The 17,515-nt window shown below is 33.5% G+C and carries 17 protein-coding genes; 16 read left to right on the top strand and 1 reads right to left on the bottom strand.

Annotated elements, in window-relative coordinates; translation table 11 throughout:
* Positions 1 to 8: 8 nt before the first annotated feature.
* From parC to ACFOZZ_RS00655, 9 genes are all read left to right on the top strand, one after another.
* On the top strand, positions 9 to 2,558 hold the full coding sequence (gene parC, locus ACFOZZ_RS00695; RefSeq protein ID WP_376814499.1) for a DNA topoisomerase IV subunit A: 2,550 nt from the start codon (positions 9 to 11) through the stop codon (positions 2,556 to 2,558).
* A gap of 71 nt (positions 2,559 to 2,629) precedes the next feature.
* Positions 2,630 to 3,718, top strand: coding sequence for a ribosome biogenesis GTPase YqeH (gene yqeH, locus ACFOZZ_RS00690; RefSeq protein WP_278779962.1), 1,089 nt, complete (start codon positions 2,630 to 2,632; stop codon positions 3,716 to 3,718).
* An 11-nt stretch (positions 3,719 to 3,729) separates the two neighbouring features.
* Complete coding sequence (gene yhbY / locus ACFOZZ_RS00685; RefSeq protein ID WP_278779960.1) at positions 3,730 to 4,014, top strand: ribosome assembly RNA-binding protein YhbY; 285 nt, start codon at positions 3,730 to 3,732, stop codon at positions 4,012 to 4,014.
* Positions 4,014 to 5,114: a nicotinate-nucleotide adenylyltransferase gene (locus ACFOZZ_RS00680; protein WP_286696497.1), complete on the top strand. Its 1,101-nt coding sequence runs from the start codon at positions 4,014 to 4,016 to the stop codon at positions 5,112 to 5,114. Before yhbY ends, ACFOZZ_RS00680 begins: the two co-directional genes overlap by 1 nt.
* The gene (gene rsfS, locus ACFOZZ_RS00675; RefSeq protein ID WP_006506640.1) at positions 5,107 to 5,451 is read left to right on the top strand and encodes a ribosome silencing factor; all 345 of its coding nucleotides are present in this window, start codon (positions 5,107 to 5,109) and stop codon (positions 5,449 to 5,451) included. Before ACFOZZ_RS00680 ends, rsfS begins: the two co-directional genes overlap by 8 nt.
* Positions 5,451 to 6,164 (top strand): class I SAM-dependent DNA methyltransferase, encoded by a 714-nt coding sequence (locus tag ACFOZZ_RS00670; RefSeq protein ID WP_147556473.1) that lies wholly within the window; start codon positions 5,451 to 5,453, stop codon positions 6,162 to 6,164. Before rsfS ends, ACFOZZ_RS00670 begins: the two co-directional genes overlap by 1 nt.
* A 1-nt stretch (position 6,165) precedes the next feature.
* Positions 6,166 to 6,858, top strand: coding sequence for a 5'-methylthioadenosine/adenosylhomocysteine nucleosidase (locus ACFOZZ_RS00665; protein WP_376814498.1), 693 nt, complete (start codon positions 6,166 to 6,168; stop codon positions 6,856 to 6,858).
* Positions 6,859 to 9,168 (top strand): U32 family peptidase, encoded by a 2,310-nt coding sequence (locus ACFOZZ_RS00660; protein ID WP_376814497.1) that lies wholly within the window; start codon positions 6,859 to 6,861, stop codon positions 9,166 to 9,168. It abuts the gene before it with no gap.
* A gap of 99 nt (positions 9,169 to 9,267) precedes the next feature.
* Entirely contained in the window at positions 9,268 to 9,594 is a 327-nt protein-coding gene (locus tag ACFOZZ_RS00655) for a helix-turn-helix domain-containing protein (RefSeq protein WP_006506644.1), read from the top strand.
* Between the two features lie 30 nt (positions 9,595 to 9,624).
* Here the strand turns inward: ACFOZZ_RS00655 and ACFOZZ_RS00650 are convergent, their stop codons facing one another.
* Positions 9,625 to 10,164 (bottom strand): metallophosphoesterase family protein, encoded by a 540-nt coding sequence (locus tag ACFOZZ_RS00650; RefSeq protein WP_278779953.1) that lies wholly within the window; start codon positions 10,162 to 10,164, stop codon positions 9,625 to 9,627.
* A gap of 152 nt (positions 10,165 to 10,316) precedes the next feature.
* Between ACFOZZ_RS00650 and ACFOZZ_RS00645 the strand changes: the two genes are divergently transcribed.
* The 7 genes from ACFOZZ_RS00645 to ACFOZZ_RS00615 all read left to right on the top strand — a co-directional run bounded on the left by ACFOZZ_RS00645 (position 10,317) and on the right by ACFOZZ_RS00615 (position 17,472).
* Positions 10,317 to 10,634 carry a PTS sugar transporter subunit IIB gene (locus ACFOZZ_RS00645; RefSeq protein WP_055234226.1) on the top strand — a complete coding sequence of 106 codons (318 nt, stop codon included), beginning with the start codon at positions 10,317 to 10,319 and terminating at the stop codon, positions 10,632 to 10,634.
* Positions 10,635 to 10,814: 180 nt separating this feature from the next.
* Positions 10,815 to 11,087, top strand: a complete 273-nt coding sequence (locus ACFOZZ_RS00640; protein WP_279147464.1) for an ACT domain-containing protein — start codon at positions 10,815 to 10,817, stop codon at positions 11,085 to 11,087.
* Positions 11,088 to 11,099: 12 nt separating this feature from the next.
* Entirely contained in the window at positions 11,100 to 12,464 is a 1,365-nt protein-coding gene (locus tag ACFOZZ_RS00635; RefSeq protein WP_055289391.1) for a PFL family protein, read from the top strand.
* A gap of 18 nt (positions 12,465 to 12,482) precedes the next feature.
* A complete protein-coding gene (locus tag ACFOZZ_RS00630; RefSeq protein WP_376814496.1) occupies positions 12,483 to 13,706 on the top strand; it encodes an ATP-binding protein in 1,224 nt (407 codons plus the stop codon).
* Between the two features lies 1 nt (position 13,707).
* The gene (locus ACFOZZ_RS00625; protein ID WP_278779948.1) at positions 13,708 to 15,417 is read left to right on the top strand and encodes a GNAT family N-acetyltransferase; all 1,710 of its coding nucleotides are present in this window, start codon (positions 13,708 to 13,710) and stop codon (positions 15,415 to 15,417) included.
* 14 nt (positions 15,418 to 15,431) lie between these two features.
* A complete protein-coding gene (purF, locus tag ACFOZZ_RS00620; protein WP_244985405.1) occupies positions 15,432 to 16,853 on the top strand; it encodes an amidophosphoribosyltransferase in 1,422 nt (473 codons plus the stop codon).
* A gap of 160 nt (positions 16,854 to 17,013) precedes the next feature.
* The gene (locus tag ACFOZZ_RS00615; protein ID WP_376814495.1) at positions 17,014 to 17,472 is read left to right on the top strand and encodes a hypothetical protein; all 459 of its coding nucleotides are present in this window, start codon (positions 17,014 to 17,016) and stop codon (positions 17,470 to 17,472) included.
* Positions 17,473 to 17,515 lie beyond the last annotated feature (43 nt).

Below are 17,515 nucleotides of genomic sequence, written 5' to 3'. Positions count from 1 at the left end.
GATCAAACATGACAGAAAAAAATATTATTATGTCCTTAGAGGATATCATGGGTGACCGCTTTGGACGTTATTCTAAATATATTATCCAGGATCGTGCATTACCTGATGTAAGAGATGGATTAAAGCCAGTACAAAGAAGAATTCTATATGCTATGTGGAAGGAAGGAAATCTTCCTAACAAGCCATATCGTAAGTCAGCTAAGACAGTCGGTACTGTTATTGGTAATTATCATCCTCATGGAGATTCTTCTGTTTATGAAGCAATGGTTCGTTTATCACAGGATTGGAAGATGCGTATGCCTTTAGTAGATATGCAGGGTAATAACGGATCTATTGATAATGACCCAGCTGCTGCCATGCGTTATACTGAAGCACGTCTCGCACCTATTGCACTTGATCTCATTAAGGATATTGATAAAGAAACAGTGCCGATGGCACTTAACTTCGATGATACTGAATATGAACCAACTGTATTTCCTGCAAAGTATCCGAACTTATTAGTTAATGGGGCTACAGGAATCTCAGCTGGTTATGCCACTGATATTCCTCCTCATAACTTAGAGGAAGTCATTGATGCTACTATTTACCGTATTAAGCATCCTCATTGTTCATTTGATGAACTTCATCAATTCATTAAAGGACCTGATTTTCCTACTGGAGCGATTGTTGAAGGAGCCAGCGATATTGCGACTGCCTTAAGAACTGGTCGCGGTAAAGTTGTTGTTCGTTCACGTTATAAAATTGTAGAACAGAAGAATATCAATCAGATTCTTATTACAGAAATTCCTTATGAAGTCAATAAGGCTGAACTTGTAAGAAAGATGGCTGAGATTCAGTTTAATCGTGATATCGATGGAATCATTGAAGTCAGAGATGAATCTGACCGTAATGGATTATGTATTGCAGTTGATTTAAAGAAGGATGTTGATGCAAGAAATACATTGAACTACTTCTTTAAAAATACAGATTTACAGAAGAACTATAACTATAATATGACTGCAATCAAGGATAAGCGTCCAGTATTAATGGGTATTGAAGATATTCTTGACGGCTATATCAAACATGAATGTGAAGTCGTTACTAAGCGTTCTATTTTTGATCTCAATAAAGCACTAGAACGTGAGCATATTGTAGAAGGGCTTATCAAGGCTATTTCTATTCTTGACGAAGTAGTCAAGACAATTAGAGCGTCTAAGGATAAGGCGGATGCAAAAGTGAATTTAATGAACGCTTTTGGCTTCACTGAAAGACAGGCAGAAGCGATTGTTACTTTACAGCTTTATCGTTTAACAAATACTGATATTGTATCCTTAGAAAATGAACAGAAAGAATTACAGGCTCTTATTGAAAGTTTAAATGCGATTTTAACTAGTGAAAAAGTATTAAGAAAAGTAATTATAGATGAGTTAAAAGGGGTTAAGAAGAAATATCCAACACCTCGTTTGACTGAAATTAAAGATGAAATCATGGATACGTCTGTGAACCAGCAGGCAATGATCGTTTCTGAAGATGTTTATGTATCTATTACACGTGATGGCTACTTCAAGAAGATTTCTACACGTTCTTATAAAGCCTCTGATGAGAATACATTTGGGAAGAAAGATACTGATATGCTTGTTGACTTATTTGAAGCCAATACATTGGATGTCATTCTTTCATTCACAAATAAAGGAAACTATTGCTTTGTGCCTGTTTATAAGTTAGAAGACTTCAAGTGGAAGGATCTAGGCAAACATCTAAGTTATTTAATTAAATTAGGTAATGATGAGAAGATTATTGGTAATATTCTTGTTAAATCATTCGATTTAGACCAATATGTTGTCTTATCAAGCAAGAATGGACAAATTAAACGTGTAAGTATTAAGGACTTTAATGTCAGCCGTTTCTCTAAACCATTAAAGTGTATGAACTTAAAGGATAATGATGAACTTATCAGTGTTGATATAAGTGATGGAACAAAGGGTATTATTACTGTCACTAAAGCAGGATATGGTACTTTATATAGTGAAGATGAAATATCTGTATTAGGTGTAAAAGCAGGTGGCGTAAAAGGCATTAGTATGCGTGATGATGAGGTTGCCTTTATGAGTGTCTTTGATCCTTCAATCGCTTCATCTTTATTACTTGTTTTGAATCCTGCCCATTTTAAACGTATTCATATAAGTGATATTCCAGCATGTCATCGTGCAACTAAAGGAACATTGTTATTTAAATCATTAAAGACAAAACCAACTAAGATTTTTACTGGATTTATCTGTAATCCACAGGATGAATTTGCTATTAAGAGTGGTACAGAAACAATGAAGCTTGTATCTAAAGATATCAGCTTTGGTGCACTAAGCGCGAAGGCCAACACTTTAAAACAATGCCCATTTGATTTTATTGATGATGTACATCTCACACGCTCTATGGTTATTAAAGAACATGCAAAAAAGAAAATAGAGGAAAATAAGGTAGATCTCACAATTAAAGATCCAAATCTATTTGATGAGATGGAAGGGGATCCTGATACAGAGTTTGAATTTATTTCAATGGATGATTATCTTAATGAAAAGTAGGAAATATCCTTTCTACCTCTATGTAATTGAATAAAAATAGTGTAAAATGGCCTAAGAAAAGGAAGGTATATATGACAGAAATAAGATGTTATGGATGTGGCGCCATCATTCAAAGCGCTGATACTAAAAAGCCTGGCTACGTGCCAGAGTCTGCTTTAAGCAAAGAAAAGATTCTTTGTCAAAGATGTTATAAATTAATGCATTATCATCAGAAAATGGAATCTCATTTAACTAAAGATGATTTCTTACGTGTTTTACAGACTGTGGGAGAAAAAGATTGCTTAGTTGTTTATATCGTTGACTTATTTGACTTTAATGGTTCACTTGTACCTGGTCTTATGCGTCATATTGGATATAATGATGTACTTGTGCTTGCAAATAAAAGAGATATCTTACCTAAGTCTTTAAAGGAACATCGCCTTAATACATGGGTAAGAAGACAATTCAAGGAATATGGAATCAAGCCTCTTGATGTTGTTGTAACAAGCGGCAAGAAGAATATGAATTTTGATGAAATCTTCGACAAGATTGATGAATATCGTCATGGACGTGATGTTTATGTCGTAGGTATCACAAATGTTGGTAAGTCTACATTTATCAACCGTATGCTGAAGAACTATTCAGATACGACTAATCTTATTACTACAAGTGAATTCCCTGGTACGACACTTGATTTAATCAAGATTCCTCTTGACGATCATTCATCTTTATATGATACTCCAGGTATCTTGAATGAACATCAGTACACATCCGTTGTGGATGAGAAAGATTTAGCTTATATCATGCCTCAGGGAGAAGTAAGACCTATGTCTTTTCAGTTAAATTCTGATCAGTCAATCTTCTTCAGCGGTTTTGCGAGAATTGATTATACAAAAGGAAATAAAGGAAACTTTATCTGCTACTTCTCTAGAAATATGCAGATTCATCGTACAAAGACTGAAAAAGCAGATGAATTGTTTAATAGACATAAGCAGTTACAGGTTTATGGACCTGCTTCATCTATGAAGGAAATGAAAGCTTATGAATTCACTTTACCAGAAGAAAAGCGTGATATTGTGATTTCAGGTTTAGGATTTGTATGTATTCATGCACCTAAAGGTAAGATTAAGGTTTATGTACCTGAAGGTATTGATGTATTTATGAGAGAAAGTTTAATTTAGAGGATAAATGAATGTTAAATAGTAAACAGAAGAAATTTTTAAGAAGTGAAGCACATAACTTAAAGCCAATCTTCCAGGTTGGTAAAGATGGTGTAGGTGAAAAACAGATCAACAGCATCAATGATGCCTTAAAAGCAAAAGAACTTATTAAAGTTAAATTATTAGACACATGCCCTGAAACAGTGAATGAAGTGGCTTTAGAAATCTCAATGGGTACTAAAGCAGATGTTGTTCATATTATTGGACATACAATCATCTTCTTTAAATCAAGTGAAAAAGGAATTTATAAAATATAATGAAGATTGGTTTACTTGGTGGTAGTTTTGATCCTATCCATAAAGGGCATATAGAGATTGCAAGCGAAGCAATTACTTCGCTTTCTCTTGATTCATTTTACTTCATTCCTACTAAAAACAACCCTTGGAAGGATAATCAGAATGCCCCTGGCGCAAGTCGTAAAGAAATGATAGAGATTGCGATTCACCAGGACCCAAAAATGAAAGTATGTACTATTGAACTTGATTCTTTAAGTAATGAAAAGAATTATACAATTGATACAATTCATGCATTAAAGAAGATGTACCCCGATGATACATTGTATTATTTAATGGGTATGGATCAGGCAATGGCTTTTGAAAAATGGAAAAATGCGGAAGATATTTCAAAATTAGTCCAGCTTGTTGCATTTAATAGAGGCGGTTATCCTACAACTCATCCTAATTTAGAGACATATCACTTTATTAAGATGGATAATGTAGAAATCACAGCATCTAGCACAGAGATTAAAGATGGGGCTTTAGATATGCTCGATAAAGATGTACTTAGATATATCTCTCAAAATGGCCTTTATCTAGAAACTATGATTAGAAATAGAATGAAAGAAAAACGTTATAAACATACTCTAAGTGTAGCTTCTCTAACGAGAGATTTCTGTGAAAGCAATGGCATTGATCCTCTCAAGGGCTATATTGCCGGCATGATGCATGATGTTGCAAAAGAAATGCCTCATGATCAGGCTAAAAAACTGATGAAGAAGCATTATGCTTCTCATTTAGATCAGCCTGAACCTATCTGGCATCAATGGCTCTCACGTTATGTATGTGAGAATGAATTTCTTATAAGTGATGAAGAAATCTTAAAAGCAATTGAAGATCATACAACAGCTTCTACATCCATGAGTCTTCTTGGTATGTGCTTATATTGTGCTGATAAGTTGGATCCTTTAAGAGGATATGATTCATCAGAACAGATCACTTTATGTAAGCATGATATTGAAGCAGGATTTAGAAACTGTCTGACTGATTTTTATGAATTTTCAACAAAGAAGCATCGACCTATCGACCCATGTTTCTTTGAGGTTTATGATAAATATGTAGAAGGAGTTAATAATGACTAAAGTAGAATGTATTGTGAAAGCAATGGACGATAAATTAGCCCAGGATATTGTGGCAATCAATATGGAGAACGCCTCTCCTTTATATGACACATTTATTTTATGTACTGCATCTAATAAACGTTTATTAAATGCAATTCAGGATAATGTTGTTGATCAATGTGAAATGAATGGTTTTGAAATTAAAAGCATAGAAGGCCGTGGTAATGCGGAATGGATCCTTATCGATGCAGGAGATGTGATTTGTCATATATTCTCTGAAGAAGCACGTAAAGAATATAATTTAGAAAAATTATGGAGCGATATGCCTACTATTGATATCAAGGAGTATCTTGCATAATGGCTGCCTATAAAGAGTTTTCTTATTATTATGATTCTTTAATGGACCCAGACTTCTATTCAGATTATTTAAAATTCATTCATGAACATGCTGATCTTAAAACAGTATTAGAACTTGGATGCGGAACAGGCTTGACTGCTATTGAACTCGCAAAAGAAGGGCATCAGGTTCTAGCCACTGATTTATCAGAAGATATGGTAAACATCACAGCCTCAAAAGCAAAGGATGAAGGTGTTGAACTTTTAACTGAAACAATCGATATGTGTGATTTTGCACTCTCTCAGCCTGTCGATACTATTCTTTGTTTAACAGATGCTATCAACTATGTTTTAAGTAAGAAAAAGGTACAGGATGTCTTCAATAACGTTTATGAAGGATTGAAATACAATGGTACTTTCATCTTTGATGTCAACAGCCTTTATAAATGCAATGTGATCTTAGATGATTATCATGAAAAAAATGAGGATGAAGATTTCTTCTTCTCATGGGATGTAGAAAGTGACCATAAGGGTAGTATTACACATCATATTATTATTGATGAAGACGGTCATCATGTTGATGAAACACATCATCAAAAAACTCTTCCTGTTGAAGAATATGTCAAAATGCTTAAAAAAGCAGGCTTTAAGTCTATTGCTTATTATAGTGATTTTGGTGAATACCAGGAAGAGTGTGAACGCATTATATTTGTAGTAAAGAAAGTGAGGAATTAACATGTTAGGTATTATTGGTGCAATGGAAGAAGAAGTGAATGAAATTCTTGCGTTGATGAAAGTTGAAAAAGAATACCAAGAATGTAATTATCATTTTTATGAAGGTTTCTTAGGAAAAAAAGAAGTTGTTGTCGTGCAGGGTGGTATTGGTAAAGTCAATGCAGCTACTTCAGCCACTCTTTTATTAAAGAACTTTGATATTGATCATGTAATCAATGTTGGTTCTGCCGGTGGACTTGATTTAAAAGAAAATGTTGGTGACGTCATCATTAGTGAAAAGGTTGTTCATCATGATGTAGATGTCACTGCTTTTGGACGTCCTTACGGACAGATTCCTGATATGCCGCTTTACTATGAAGCAGATCCTGCTCTTATATCTTATGCAAAAGAAATATTTGAACATAATGGCTTAACTGTATACAGTGGTCTTATTGTATCTGGTGATCAGTTTGTTGCAAGAAAAGACCAGGTAGATGCAATTAAAGAACACTTCCCTGATGCATTGTGCTCAGAAATGGAAGCTGCAACAGTAGCTCAAGTATGTACAGTCTTTAATAAACCATTTATTATTGCACGTGGATTAAGTGATATTTTTGATAAAGGCAGCAGTTCTATCCAGTTTGATCAGTATCTTAAGGAAGCTTCAAAGTCATCAGCACATATGTGCTATGATCTAGCTCAGAAGCTCATATAAATGAATAGAATTGAATTATTGGCCCCTGCAGGTGATTTTGAGTCTCTGCAGGGCGCTATTGCGAATGGCGCTAATGCGATTTATCTTGGAACAACTGCCTTTTCAGCACGTGCCTTTGCAAAGAATTTCAGCTTAGAAGAACTCAATCAAGCTGTACAATATGCTCATTTAAGAAATGTTAGAATATTTGTGACTGTTAATACATTATATCAAGATGATGAAATGAAGGATGTTTTATCATTAATTGATAGTTTATACGATTTACAGATTGATGCATTACTTATCCAGGATATCGGCTTATTAAAGCTTGTACATGAAAGATATCCAGATATGGAACTTCATACTTCTACTCAGATGAGTGTCATGTCACTAGAAGCATTACGCTATTTTGAAGAATTAGGCGTCAAGAGAGTTGTTCTTGCAAGAGAAAATACAATTGATGAAATCAAATACATCTGTTCTCATACAGATTTAGAGATTGAAGTATTTGCGCATGGTGCCTTATGTGTAGGCTATTCTGGACAATGTTTGATGTCTAGTATGATTGGTAGAAGAAGCGGTAATAGAGGGGCCTGTGCACAACCATGTCGTTTACCTTATAGTTTGGAAGAAGATGGAAAAATCATTAATACAAGCTATTTAATGTCTACTATGGATCTTTGTACCTCTGATCATATTAATAAGTATATTGAAGCAGGTGTAGCTTCTTTAAAAATAGAAGGGCGTATGAAACGTCCTGAATATGTCGCTGCAGTCACTCAAGTGTATTCTAAAGCTATTAAGCATTATTATGATGGTACACCTAATTATACAAAAGAGAACTTCAATGATATGAAACAGATGTTTAATCGTCATTATACATCTGGTTATCCATTTAAAGACAACAAGATTGTAGATGAGACTTTTTCAGGCAATCAAGGTGTTTTTCTAGGTTATGTCAAAGGATATGACTATCGTAGTAAACGCGTCTCTATTGCCCTAAAAAACGATTTAACACAAGGGGATTCTATTGTTTTTACTGAAATAGATAAAGGAAGACCTGTCAATAAGATCTATTATCAGAATAAACTGATTAATAAAGCAGAAGCAGGAATGAATGTCCAGATTGAATTTGATGATGTAGTAAAGAGTGGTACTGTTAATAAGACAATTAGTGTAGATACTATTAACCGCATGCAGAAGACATATCAGAAAGAGAAGAAATATCGCATGATTGATATGTATTTTAAAGCATCTCTTAATAAGCCATGTTCTCTTATCGTAAAGTGTGATGGAGAAGAGATTACTGTAGTTAGTGAACAGATTATTGAAGCCGCCTCTAAACGTGCAGCAACTAAAGAGAATATTACTGACCATTTAAATAAGCTGGGGCATACTGTATATGAAGCAAATTCTATTGATGTTTCTTTAGATGATGCATTATTTATACCTATCACTATTGTCAATAATATGCGTCGTGAGGCACTTTCTAAGCTCGATGAATTATTTGCCTTTAAGAAGTTACATAAAGCTCCTATAAAGGAATTTCAGCCTCTTAAAGTTATTCCACAGGTTGTATCAGAATATCATGTAGTAGTTTCTAATATAAAACAGTTAGAAATTGCTCTTAAATATTATGATCATGTTTATTATTACTATGATGACCATTTAAAAGAAGCATTATCTTGCTTTAATGAATATGGTAAAGTACCTAATCTTTATCTGCCTCGTATTATGCATGATAAAGATATAGATGAAGTCATTCACAATCCGTTATTGAAAGAATTCAATACCCTTATTGTCAATGACTTTGGTAGTTATAGATTATTAAAAGATCATCCTCTTATTATTGGTCAAGGATTTAATATTTATAACCATTATGATGCTTATGCATTTAAAGAACCTGTTATTGCATCATTTGAATGTACAAGAAAACAGATCAGACAGATGAAGGATTACAATGCAGATCTTATTTTACCTATTTATGGTAAAACTGAGAATATGATTAGTGAACACTGTGTTATTTCACAATCTTATTTCCATAAAAAAGTGCCTCATTGTGGTATGTGTAAAAAGCATAGTTATAAGATTGTAGATAGAAAAGGAATATCTTTTGATATTTTTACAGACTCATCATGTCGTAATCATATTCTTCATAATGAACCGATCTATGTTGAAAATCATCAATCTATGAACATTTCATATTTTATTATGATAACTACAGAAACAGAAAATGAGACTGTAACCGTTTTAGAAGACATCAAAAAACGTACTTCTAAAGGGAAAAAAAGTGATTTAAAACAGTCTTATGTAATAGGATATTTCAAATAACATTTTAGATAAAATCTATATTTTTCATAATTCCTAAATTGCCACCACAATTTTTTTGTGTTATAATAAACCACAGATAGAAATGGGGAGGTAAACTTTATGGCATTAGATATGGATCTCGCTAAACGTCTAAAAACTTATAGAACTTTTAAAAACCTTACACAAAAAGAGGTAGCCGCACATCTTAATGTACCTCATTCTGCAATTTCAGATATTGAAAATGGCAAAAGAGATGTGACAGTTGGAGAATTAAAAGTTCTTTCACGCTTATATGGACGTAGTGTTGAAGAAATCATGAGTGGTAAGAAATATGACTACTATAATATTGCGAATATTGCACGATTATTATCTGAGTTACCAGATGAAGATCTTAAAGAAGTCATGTTCATCATTGAATATAAGAGAAAAAGATTAGAAGAAAAATAGTTTTAAAGGGAGATAGTGTACTATCTCCCTTTATTTCATATTCTTTACAAGCTTCTTAAATTCTTTTAGTAACTGCATACCTTCATCAAGTACTTCCTGATTACAAATATGATGATCTAGATTATCATAAAAAATAATATTAAAAGGTTGAGTATCAACAATTGCATAAGTCCCATAACCATAACTTCCACGATTGATCATAGCACTGCCTGGATTCACAAAAGTAATACCTTCATGAACCTGAATAGTAGGGACATGTGTATGTCCATGAAAGCATATATGACATTTATTTTCTTTACATGCTTCTATTAGTTCATCATAGCCACTATAAACGTGATAATCATTACCATGCGTCACAAATATATCTTCATAGACTACATAGTGAGGAAAAACCTCTTCATCATGATTTCCATGTACAACTATATTATAATCCTTAAGTAATGGATCATTAGGAAGTAATGATGAATCCCCACAATGTACCAATAAATCCACTTTATTTTTCCATCTTTTTGTAATATCATCCAATATATCGTTATACATATGCGAATCACTTACAACTAGTATTCTCATTTTAACCACCTCAAAAATATTATAAATTAAATTTATAGCCTTTTGAATATCCTTTTTTCTATTATGCCGAAAAAAACTTTTGGGTAAGTGTTTACATCATGTCTAAAAATTAGTATAATTAGCATATAGAAATTAGAAAAGGAGTAATGACAATGAAAACAATTTTATTAGTATGTTCTGCAGGTATGTCTACTAGCTTATTAGTAACTAAAATGGAAGCTGCAGCTAAGGAACAGGGAGTAGAAGCAAAGATCTTTGCTTTACCATTCTCTGATGCACCTAGAGTATTAGAAGAAGTTGACTGCATCTTACTTGGCCCACAGGTTAGATTCCAGAAGGCTGCAATCGAAAAGTTAGCTGCTTCAAGAAAAGCTGGTGCTATCCCTGTTGACGTTATCGATATGAGAGATTACGGAACAATGAACGGTAAGGCTGTTCTTGCTACTGCTCTTAAATTATTAGGTGAATAACATAAACACATAAAAGAGAAGGAGATATTCCTTCTCTTTTTTATTTCAAATATTATGTACAATTAAAATTACTTTTAAAGGCTATTATTTAGTCTAAGCATATTTTTTACACTTTTTATTTATCTTTTTACTTAGTTTTGCTATAATGTTTAAAAATTTATGAAAACGGAGGATTCGACTGTGAAAAAAGGGATTATTACTGTAGTTGGAAAGGACCAGGTAGGTATTATTGCAAAGGTATGTACTTATCTTGCTGAAAATGATGTGAATATTTTAGACATATCTCAGACTATTGTACAAGGCTATTTCAATATGATGATGATTGTTAATCATGATGCTTCTACTAAACCTTTTAATGACTTATCAGATGAACTTGCTGCTTTAGGTCAGGAAATTGGTGTTGATATTAAAATTCAGCATGAAGAAATTTTTAATATGATGCATAGATTATAAGGAGATGTGGAGATGATTAATCAATTCGAAGTTATTGAAACAAACAAAATGATTGAAGAGGAAAATCTTGATGTAAGAACAATCACAATCGGTATTAGCTTATTTGAATGTATTGATTCTTCATTAGATGTTCTTTGTGACAATATTTACAACAAAATCATGTCTACTGCAAGAAATCTTGTACCAGTAGGACAGTCTATTGAAAAGAAATATGGTATTCCTATTGTGAATAAGCGTATCTCTGTTACGCCTATTGCAACAATCGGATCTTCAGCCTGCAAGAAGCCAGAAGACTATGTACAAATTGCCAAGACATTGGATAAATGTGCCAAAGAACTTGGTATCAACTTCATTGGTGGTTACACTGCTATCGTTTCTAAGGGTATGACCAAGGCAGAACGTATGCTTATTGAGTCTATTCCACAAGCTATGAAGGAAACTGAATTTGTATGTTCAAGTGTTAATGTTGGTTCTACTAAGACAGGTATTAATATGGATGCTGTCGCATTACTTGGACAGATTGTGAAAAAGACTGCATATGCAACTAAAGAAATTGAATCTATCGGTTGTGCTAAGCTTGTTATTTTCTGTAATGCCCCAGATGATAACCCATTTATGGCTGGTGCCTTCCATGGTATAAGTGAAACTGATGCTATTATTAATGTTGGTGTTAGTGGACCTGGTGTTATGCATAAAGCGATTAAAAATGCGAAAGGTAAAGACTTTGGTGAACTTTGCGAAATCATCAAGAAAACAGCATTTAAGATCACTCGTGTTGGTCAGTTAGTTGCTTTAGAAGCTTCTGAAGCATTAGGTATTCCATTTGGTATTATTGACTTATCTTTAGCACCTACACCAGCTATTGGTGACTCAATCGCAGACTGCTTACAGAGCATGGGTCTTGAAAGAGTAGGGGCTCCAGGTACAACTGCTGCACTTGCAATCTTAAATGACCAGGTTAAGAAGGGTGGCGTTATGGCATCTTCTTATGTAGGTGGCCTTTCAGGTGCCTTTATTCCAGTGAGTGAAGACCAGGGGATGATTGATGCAGTCAATGCAGGATCTTTAACTTTAGAAAAGCTAGAAGCAATGACTTGTGTATGTTCAGTAGGTCTAGATATGATTGCAATTCCTGGTGAAACAAAAGCTGAAACAATCTCTGGCATTATTGCAGATGAAATGGCTATCGGTATGATCAACCAGAAAACAACTGCTGTTAGACTTATTCCAGTAATTGGTAAGGATGTAGGAGATACAGTTGAATTCGGTGGATTATTAGGCTATGCTCCAATCATGCCAGTTAATTCATTCTCATGTGATGAATTCGTGAATCGTGGTGGACGTATTCCAGCACCTATCCATAGTTTCAAGAACTAATGAAAGAAGGTTTTATCCGTGTATTTAAATGATTTAACAGTATATTATCAGCTTACTGATGATGAAGATGTACTTTTCCTTTTAAAGAATGTTGACCAGCTAGATAACAAAGTTATTGAACATGATTTTATTGCAAAATTCCTACAGGTGGCTGAAAAATATGATCTTCATGATAACCTCATGCAGAGTCTTCTTACACATTTGCTTGCTATGCATGAAAATGCATTTTCACTCTCATTAGAACGTGTAGCAGACGTGAATGACACATTAAAGGCACTTGTTATGAGAGATCTTACTTATTTCTTTGATCTTTTTCATTCATCATTTGATGATTTAGAAGGATTAAACAGAGAAATCTTTTTCCACTTCTCTCATTCTAAACCAATTATCAACAAAGAGATTTATGAAGTCTTTAGCAAATTACAAATTAATCTTGCAAAAAGCACATCAGTTGAAGATTTTTATAACATCCTCTATAATCATTATCACAAGTATGGTGTTGGTAAATACGGTTTAAATAAGGCTTTTAGATATGTAGATGGAAATATCGTTTCTATTAATCATATAGAAGATAACACACTTGAACAGCTCATTGGCTATGAACGTCAAAAAGATCGTTTAATTGCAAATACAGAAGCATTCATCAAAGGTAAGAAAGCAAACAATGTCTTATTGTATGGTGATAATGGAACTGGTAAATCATCAAGTATTAAAGCTATTTTAAATCGTTATTATAAAGATGGTTTAAGAATGGTTGAAGTGTATAAGCATCAATTCATTCATCTTCCAGAAATCATTGGAGAATTACAGAATCGTAACTATAAGTTCATTATCTTTATGGATGATCTCTCTTTTGAAGAATATGAAACAGAATATAAGTACCTAAAAGCAGTGATTGAAGGTGGATTAGAGAAAAAGCCTGATAATGTACTTATTTACGCTACAAGTAATCGTAGACATCTGATCAAGGAAACTTGGAGTGAAAGAGATGATTCTGAAATCAATGTGAACGATGCAAAACAGGAAAAGTTATCACTTGTTGCCCGTTTTGGTGTTCAGATTCTTTATGTTCATCCAGATAAGCAGCACTATCTTGATATAGTGGATGGACTTGCAGATCAGTATCACCTAAATATTGATCGTGACGAACTCCATCGTTTAGCTATGGAATGGGAATTAAGAAACGGAGGCTATTCTGGGCGTGTAGCTAAACAATTTATACATATGATGCTTGGAAAATAAGATGAAACCCTTAAAATTATCTGATTTAAATATTATATTACCTTTTCTGGATAAAGCAGATTACGAAGGTTATAACTCAAATTTTGTTACAATGATGATGTGGAATCATGAATATCATATTGAATATGAAATTCATGACCACTTCTGCATCATGCTTCATAACTATAAAGGTCATCGCTTTTTTGCGATGCCTTTTGCGTCTCATGAATACTACAAAGAAGCTATTGAATATATGATTGACTATGCAAAAGAACATCAATTTCCTTTTATGATTGATTGTGCAGTTCCTTCTTTTGTAGAGAAATTAAAAAAGGTATGCCCTGGAAAGTTTGTTTATGAGCATACAAGAGATTTAGATGATTATGTCTATGATAAAGAGAAATTAATTACTTTATCGGGTAAAAAGATGCAGAAAATGAGAAATAACTATCATAACTTCATCTCACAATATCCTGATTATGAATATCGTACACTTAATGCGGATGAGGATATGCCAATGATTTTTACTGATCTTCTCAAATGGGAAAGGGGAGAAAATGAACAGAGTGAATCTTTAACATCTGAAGTGTATGGTATTATGTATCTTCTCTCTACGCAGGATCAGCTGCCCATTAAGATTGGTGGTATATTCATCAATGACGAATTAAAAGCATTTATGATTGGCTCTCCTTTAAAACATGAAACAATACAAATTCATATTGAAAAGGCAGATAAAACAATCAGAGGACTTTATGTCACTTTAAGAAAAGAATTCTTAGAACACGAATGTGCTGATTTTAAATATGTGAATAGAGAAGAAGATATGGGAATAGAAAATCTTCGTATCTCTAAGGAGCGTATGCATCCCTGTAAGATGGTCGAAAAGAGCCGTATCTATATCAATGATGCCATTGTTGAACAGGCGAATGATGAAGACATAGAAGACATTAAAGAAATCTGGATGGACCGCTTTGAAGATGAAGATGAAATCTCTACTGAATTTTACTTTAAATATCGATTCAAGATAGAAAATACTTATGTAGTCCGCTTCAAGAATCAAATCATTTCTGCATTACAGATTGTTCCTTTTAAAGTAAAAGATTACGAAGACAGCTATTTTATTCTAGGTGTGTCTACTAGAAGAGATTATGAAGGACAGGGATTCATGAAATTATTAATGAATCATGTGTTAGAAGTTTATAAAGGCAAGCGTATTTATCTTCAAGCTTATCATCCTGAAATCTATGTGCCTTTTGGCTTTAAAGAATCTCATAGACATATTCTTTATAAACTTGACAAAGCAAAATATGCGCTTCCTAGTAGTATATGGCTATCACAGGATATAAATCATCTCCATGATGCATATAATCTCTATGTGAGAGATTTTAGCCATTATTTAATACGTGATGAAGACTATTTCAACAACTATTTAAGAAAAAGATGTGCTGCATTTAACGATTCTATCTTAACATTTAAAAATGAGTATGGACAACAGGGATATATGATTTATAATGATAGGGGGAAGTTTGTCTATATTTCAGAATTTATATACAATAAAGAATATTTAGATGACATCCTCAAAACAATTTCTGTTTATTTCTATAAAGACATTCGCATCGAAACAGATTGCATGGCGTCTATTCATGGTGAAAAAACAGATATGATCACAATGATGTGTAATCAGGAGGATAATACACCTCTTGAGAAGCGCTATATCAATGAAATCTATTAAACAGGGAGGCTATTATGATCAAGAATCATGATGAATTACATGAAGAGTGTGGAGTAGTTGCTATATGGGGAGATGACAATGCTGCTCAATTAACATATTATGGTCTACATTCTTTACAACATCGTGGACAGGAGGCTGCAGGTATTGTTGTCCGCAATAATAAAAGAAAGCTAAACATCCATAAGGGTGAAGGCTTAGTCAGTGAAGTATTCGATAAAGAAAAGATTAAAAAATTATCTGGTAATGCAGCTATTGGACATGTCCGCTATTCAACTGCAGGTGGGGGAGGAATCATGAATGTTCAGCCATTCTTATTCCGTACTCTCGATGGTATGATGGGTATTGCCCATAATGGTAATATTGTAAATGCTAACTCATTAAAGAAGGAACTTGAAGAAAACGGATCAATCTTTAATTCAACAAGTGATACAGAGGTTCTTGGTCATTTAATTAAGAGAGAAACAGGACGATTTGTAGATCGTATCTGTAAATCATTAGAAAAAATTGATGGAGCATTCGCATTTGTTATTCTTGTAGAGGATGCTCTATATGTTGCAAGAGATAGATATGGTTTAAGACCATTATCTATGGGTAGACTTCCAAGTGGAGGTTATATGTTCTCGTCTGAAACATGTGCTTTAGATATTGCTGGAGCAGAGTTTGTAAGAGATGTAGAACCAGGTGAAATTATCCGTGTTAAAGATGGTATTATTAAATCTAAGAAGTATACTGAAACATTACCAATCTGCAATAAGCTTTGTGCAATGGAATACATTTACTTCTCTAGACCTGATAGTAATCTAGATGGCATTAATGTTCATACAGCACGTAAGACTTGTGGTAAGACTTTATTTGAAGAAGCACCCGTTGAAGCAGATTTAGTAATTGGTGTACCTGATAGTTCTATTTCAGCTGCCATTGGTTATTCTGAAGCATCTGGTATTCCTTATGAAATGGGGCTCATCAAGAATAAATATGTAGGTAGAACATTTATTCAGCCAACACAGGAAATGCGTGAACGTGGCGTAAGAATGAAGCTTTCTGCGGTTTCTTCAATCGTTAAAGGTAAGAGAGTTATCATGATTGATGACTCAATCGTAAGAGGTACAACTTCTAAGCGTATTGTAAAATTATTAAAAGAAGCAGGAGCTACAGAAGTGCATGTAAGAATTGCTTCTCCAGCCATTAAGTTCCCATGTTTCTATGGTGTAGATATTTCTACTTTGGAAGAATTAATCTCACATCGTATGAATGTAGAAGAACTATGTCAATTCATTGAAGCTGATTCTTTAGCATTTATTTCAATGGAAGGATTAAAGAAATCTGTTAAGCATGATATGGATGGCAACTGTGATTTATGTATGTCTTGCTTTAGTGGTAATTATGTCACTAAGTTATATGATTCTATCGATCGTGCAAATAAAGACGAAAAATAGCACTACAAAACTCCCTTTATTGGGAGTTTCTTTCTTATATATATTACTTCGCATAATATGTATTATGTAATTTTTTAGTTATATCTGTTACATTTGAATTGTAAATTGAGTGTGCTATAATAAGAGTAAATAATTAGAGTATCAAAGGAGGATCTCCATTATGAAAAAGACTACAACTGCAGCAACTGAGAAAACAACTACTCAGACTGCTGCTGAAGCAAAGAAAGAAACTACAGCTAAAAAGACTACTACAGTGAAAGCTGCTGAACCTAAAAAAACTACAGTTAAAAAGACTACAGCAAAGGCATCTGAGCCTAAGAAAGCCACAGTTAAGAAAACAACTGTAGCAAAAAAAGAGACAGCACCAAAGAAAACTACTAAGGCTAAAACTACTTATAAGCCTGTCAAAATGAATATTCAGGTGCAATATAACTACCACGATGTATCTTTAACTGAAATTGAGGATATGGTTGTAAACCATCTTGTAGACGCTGGTTATAAAAAGACTTCAATTTTAACTTTGGATATCTATTATAAAGCTGAAACAAGTGAAGTGTTCTATATCGCAAAGACTAAAGATAAGGAAACTATCAAAAACGAAGAACCTTTATATATTTAATAAATGGCTCCCCTTTTTATTGGAAGGGGAGTTTTTTAATGAC

It is taken from the genome of Catenibacterium sp. GCM10023432, assembly GCF_042651925.1.
Classification (GTDB): Bacteria; Bacillota_I; Bacilli_A; order Erysipelotrichales; family Coprobacillaceae; genus Catenibacterium; species Catenibacterium mitsuoka.
The sequence above is the reverse complement of the archived record's forward strand: the minus strand, read 5'-3'. Positions and strand labels throughout refer to the sequence as shown.

What these genes read in the sequence shown, in the direction of transcription:
- parC (WP_376814499.1), top strand. Translation starts at nt 9, where the DNA reads ATGACAGAAAAAAATATTATTATGTCCTTAGAGGATATCATGGGTGAC.
- yqeH (WP_278779962.1), top strand. Translation starts at nt 2,630, where the DNA reads ATGACAGAAATAAGATGTTATGGATGTGGCGCCATCATTCAAAGCGCT.
- yhbY (WP_278779960.1), top strand. Translation starts at nt 3,730, where the DNA reads ATGTTAAATAGTAAACAGAAGAAATTTTTAAGAAGTGAAGCACATAAC.
- ACFOZZ_RS00680 (WP_286696497.1), top strand. Translation starts at nt 4,014, where the DNA reads ATGAAGATTGGTTTACTTGGTGGTAGTTTTGATCCTATCCATAAAGGG.
- rsfS (WP_006506640.1), top strand. Translation starts at nt 5,107, where the DNA reads ATGACTAAAGTAGAATGTATTGTGAAAGCAATGGACGATAAATTAGCC.
- ACFOZZ_RS00670 (WP_147556473.1), top strand. Translation starts at nt 5,451, where the DNA reads ATGGCTGCCTATAAAGAGTTTTCTTATTATTATGATTCTTTAATGGAC.
- ACFOZZ_RS00665 (WP_376814498.1), top strand. Translation starts at nt 6,166, where the DNA reads ATGTTAGGTATTATTGGTGCAATGGAAGAAGAAGTGAATGAAATTCTT.
- ACFOZZ_RS00660 (WP_376814497.1), top strand. Translation starts at nt 6,859, where the DNA reads ATGAATAGAATTGAATTATTGGCCCCTGCAGGTGATTTTGAGTCTCTG.
- ACFOZZ_RS00655 (WP_006506644.1), top strand. Translation starts at nt 9,268, where the DNA reads ATGGCATTAGATATGGATCTCGCTAAACGTCTAAAAACTTATAGAACT.
- ACFOZZ_RS00650 (WP_278779953.1), bottom strand. Translation starts at nt 10,164, where the DNA reads ATGAGAATACTAGTTGTAAGTGATTCGCATATGTATAACGATATATTG.
- ACFOZZ_RS00645 (WP_055234226.1), top strand. Translation starts at nt 10,317, where the DNA reads ATGAAAACAATTTTATTAGTATGTTCTGCAGGTATGTCTACTAGCTTA.
- ACFOZZ_RS00635 (WP_055289391.1), top strand. Translation starts at nt 11,100, where the DNA reads ATGATTAATCAATTCGAAGTTATTGAAACAAACAAAATGATTGAAGAG.
- ACFOZZ_RS00625 (WP_278779948.1), top strand. Translation starts at nt 13,708, where the DNA reads ATGAAACCCTTAAAATTATCTGATTTAAATATTATATTACCTTTTCTG.
- purF (WP_244985405.1), top strand. Translation starts at nt 15,432, where the DNA reads ATGATCAAGAATCATGATGAATTACATGAAGAGTGTGGAGTAGTTGCT.
- ACFOZZ_RS00615 (WP_376814495.1), top strand. Translation starts at nt 17,014, where the DNA reads ATGAAAAAGACTACAACTGCAGCAACTGAGAAAACAACTACTCAGACT.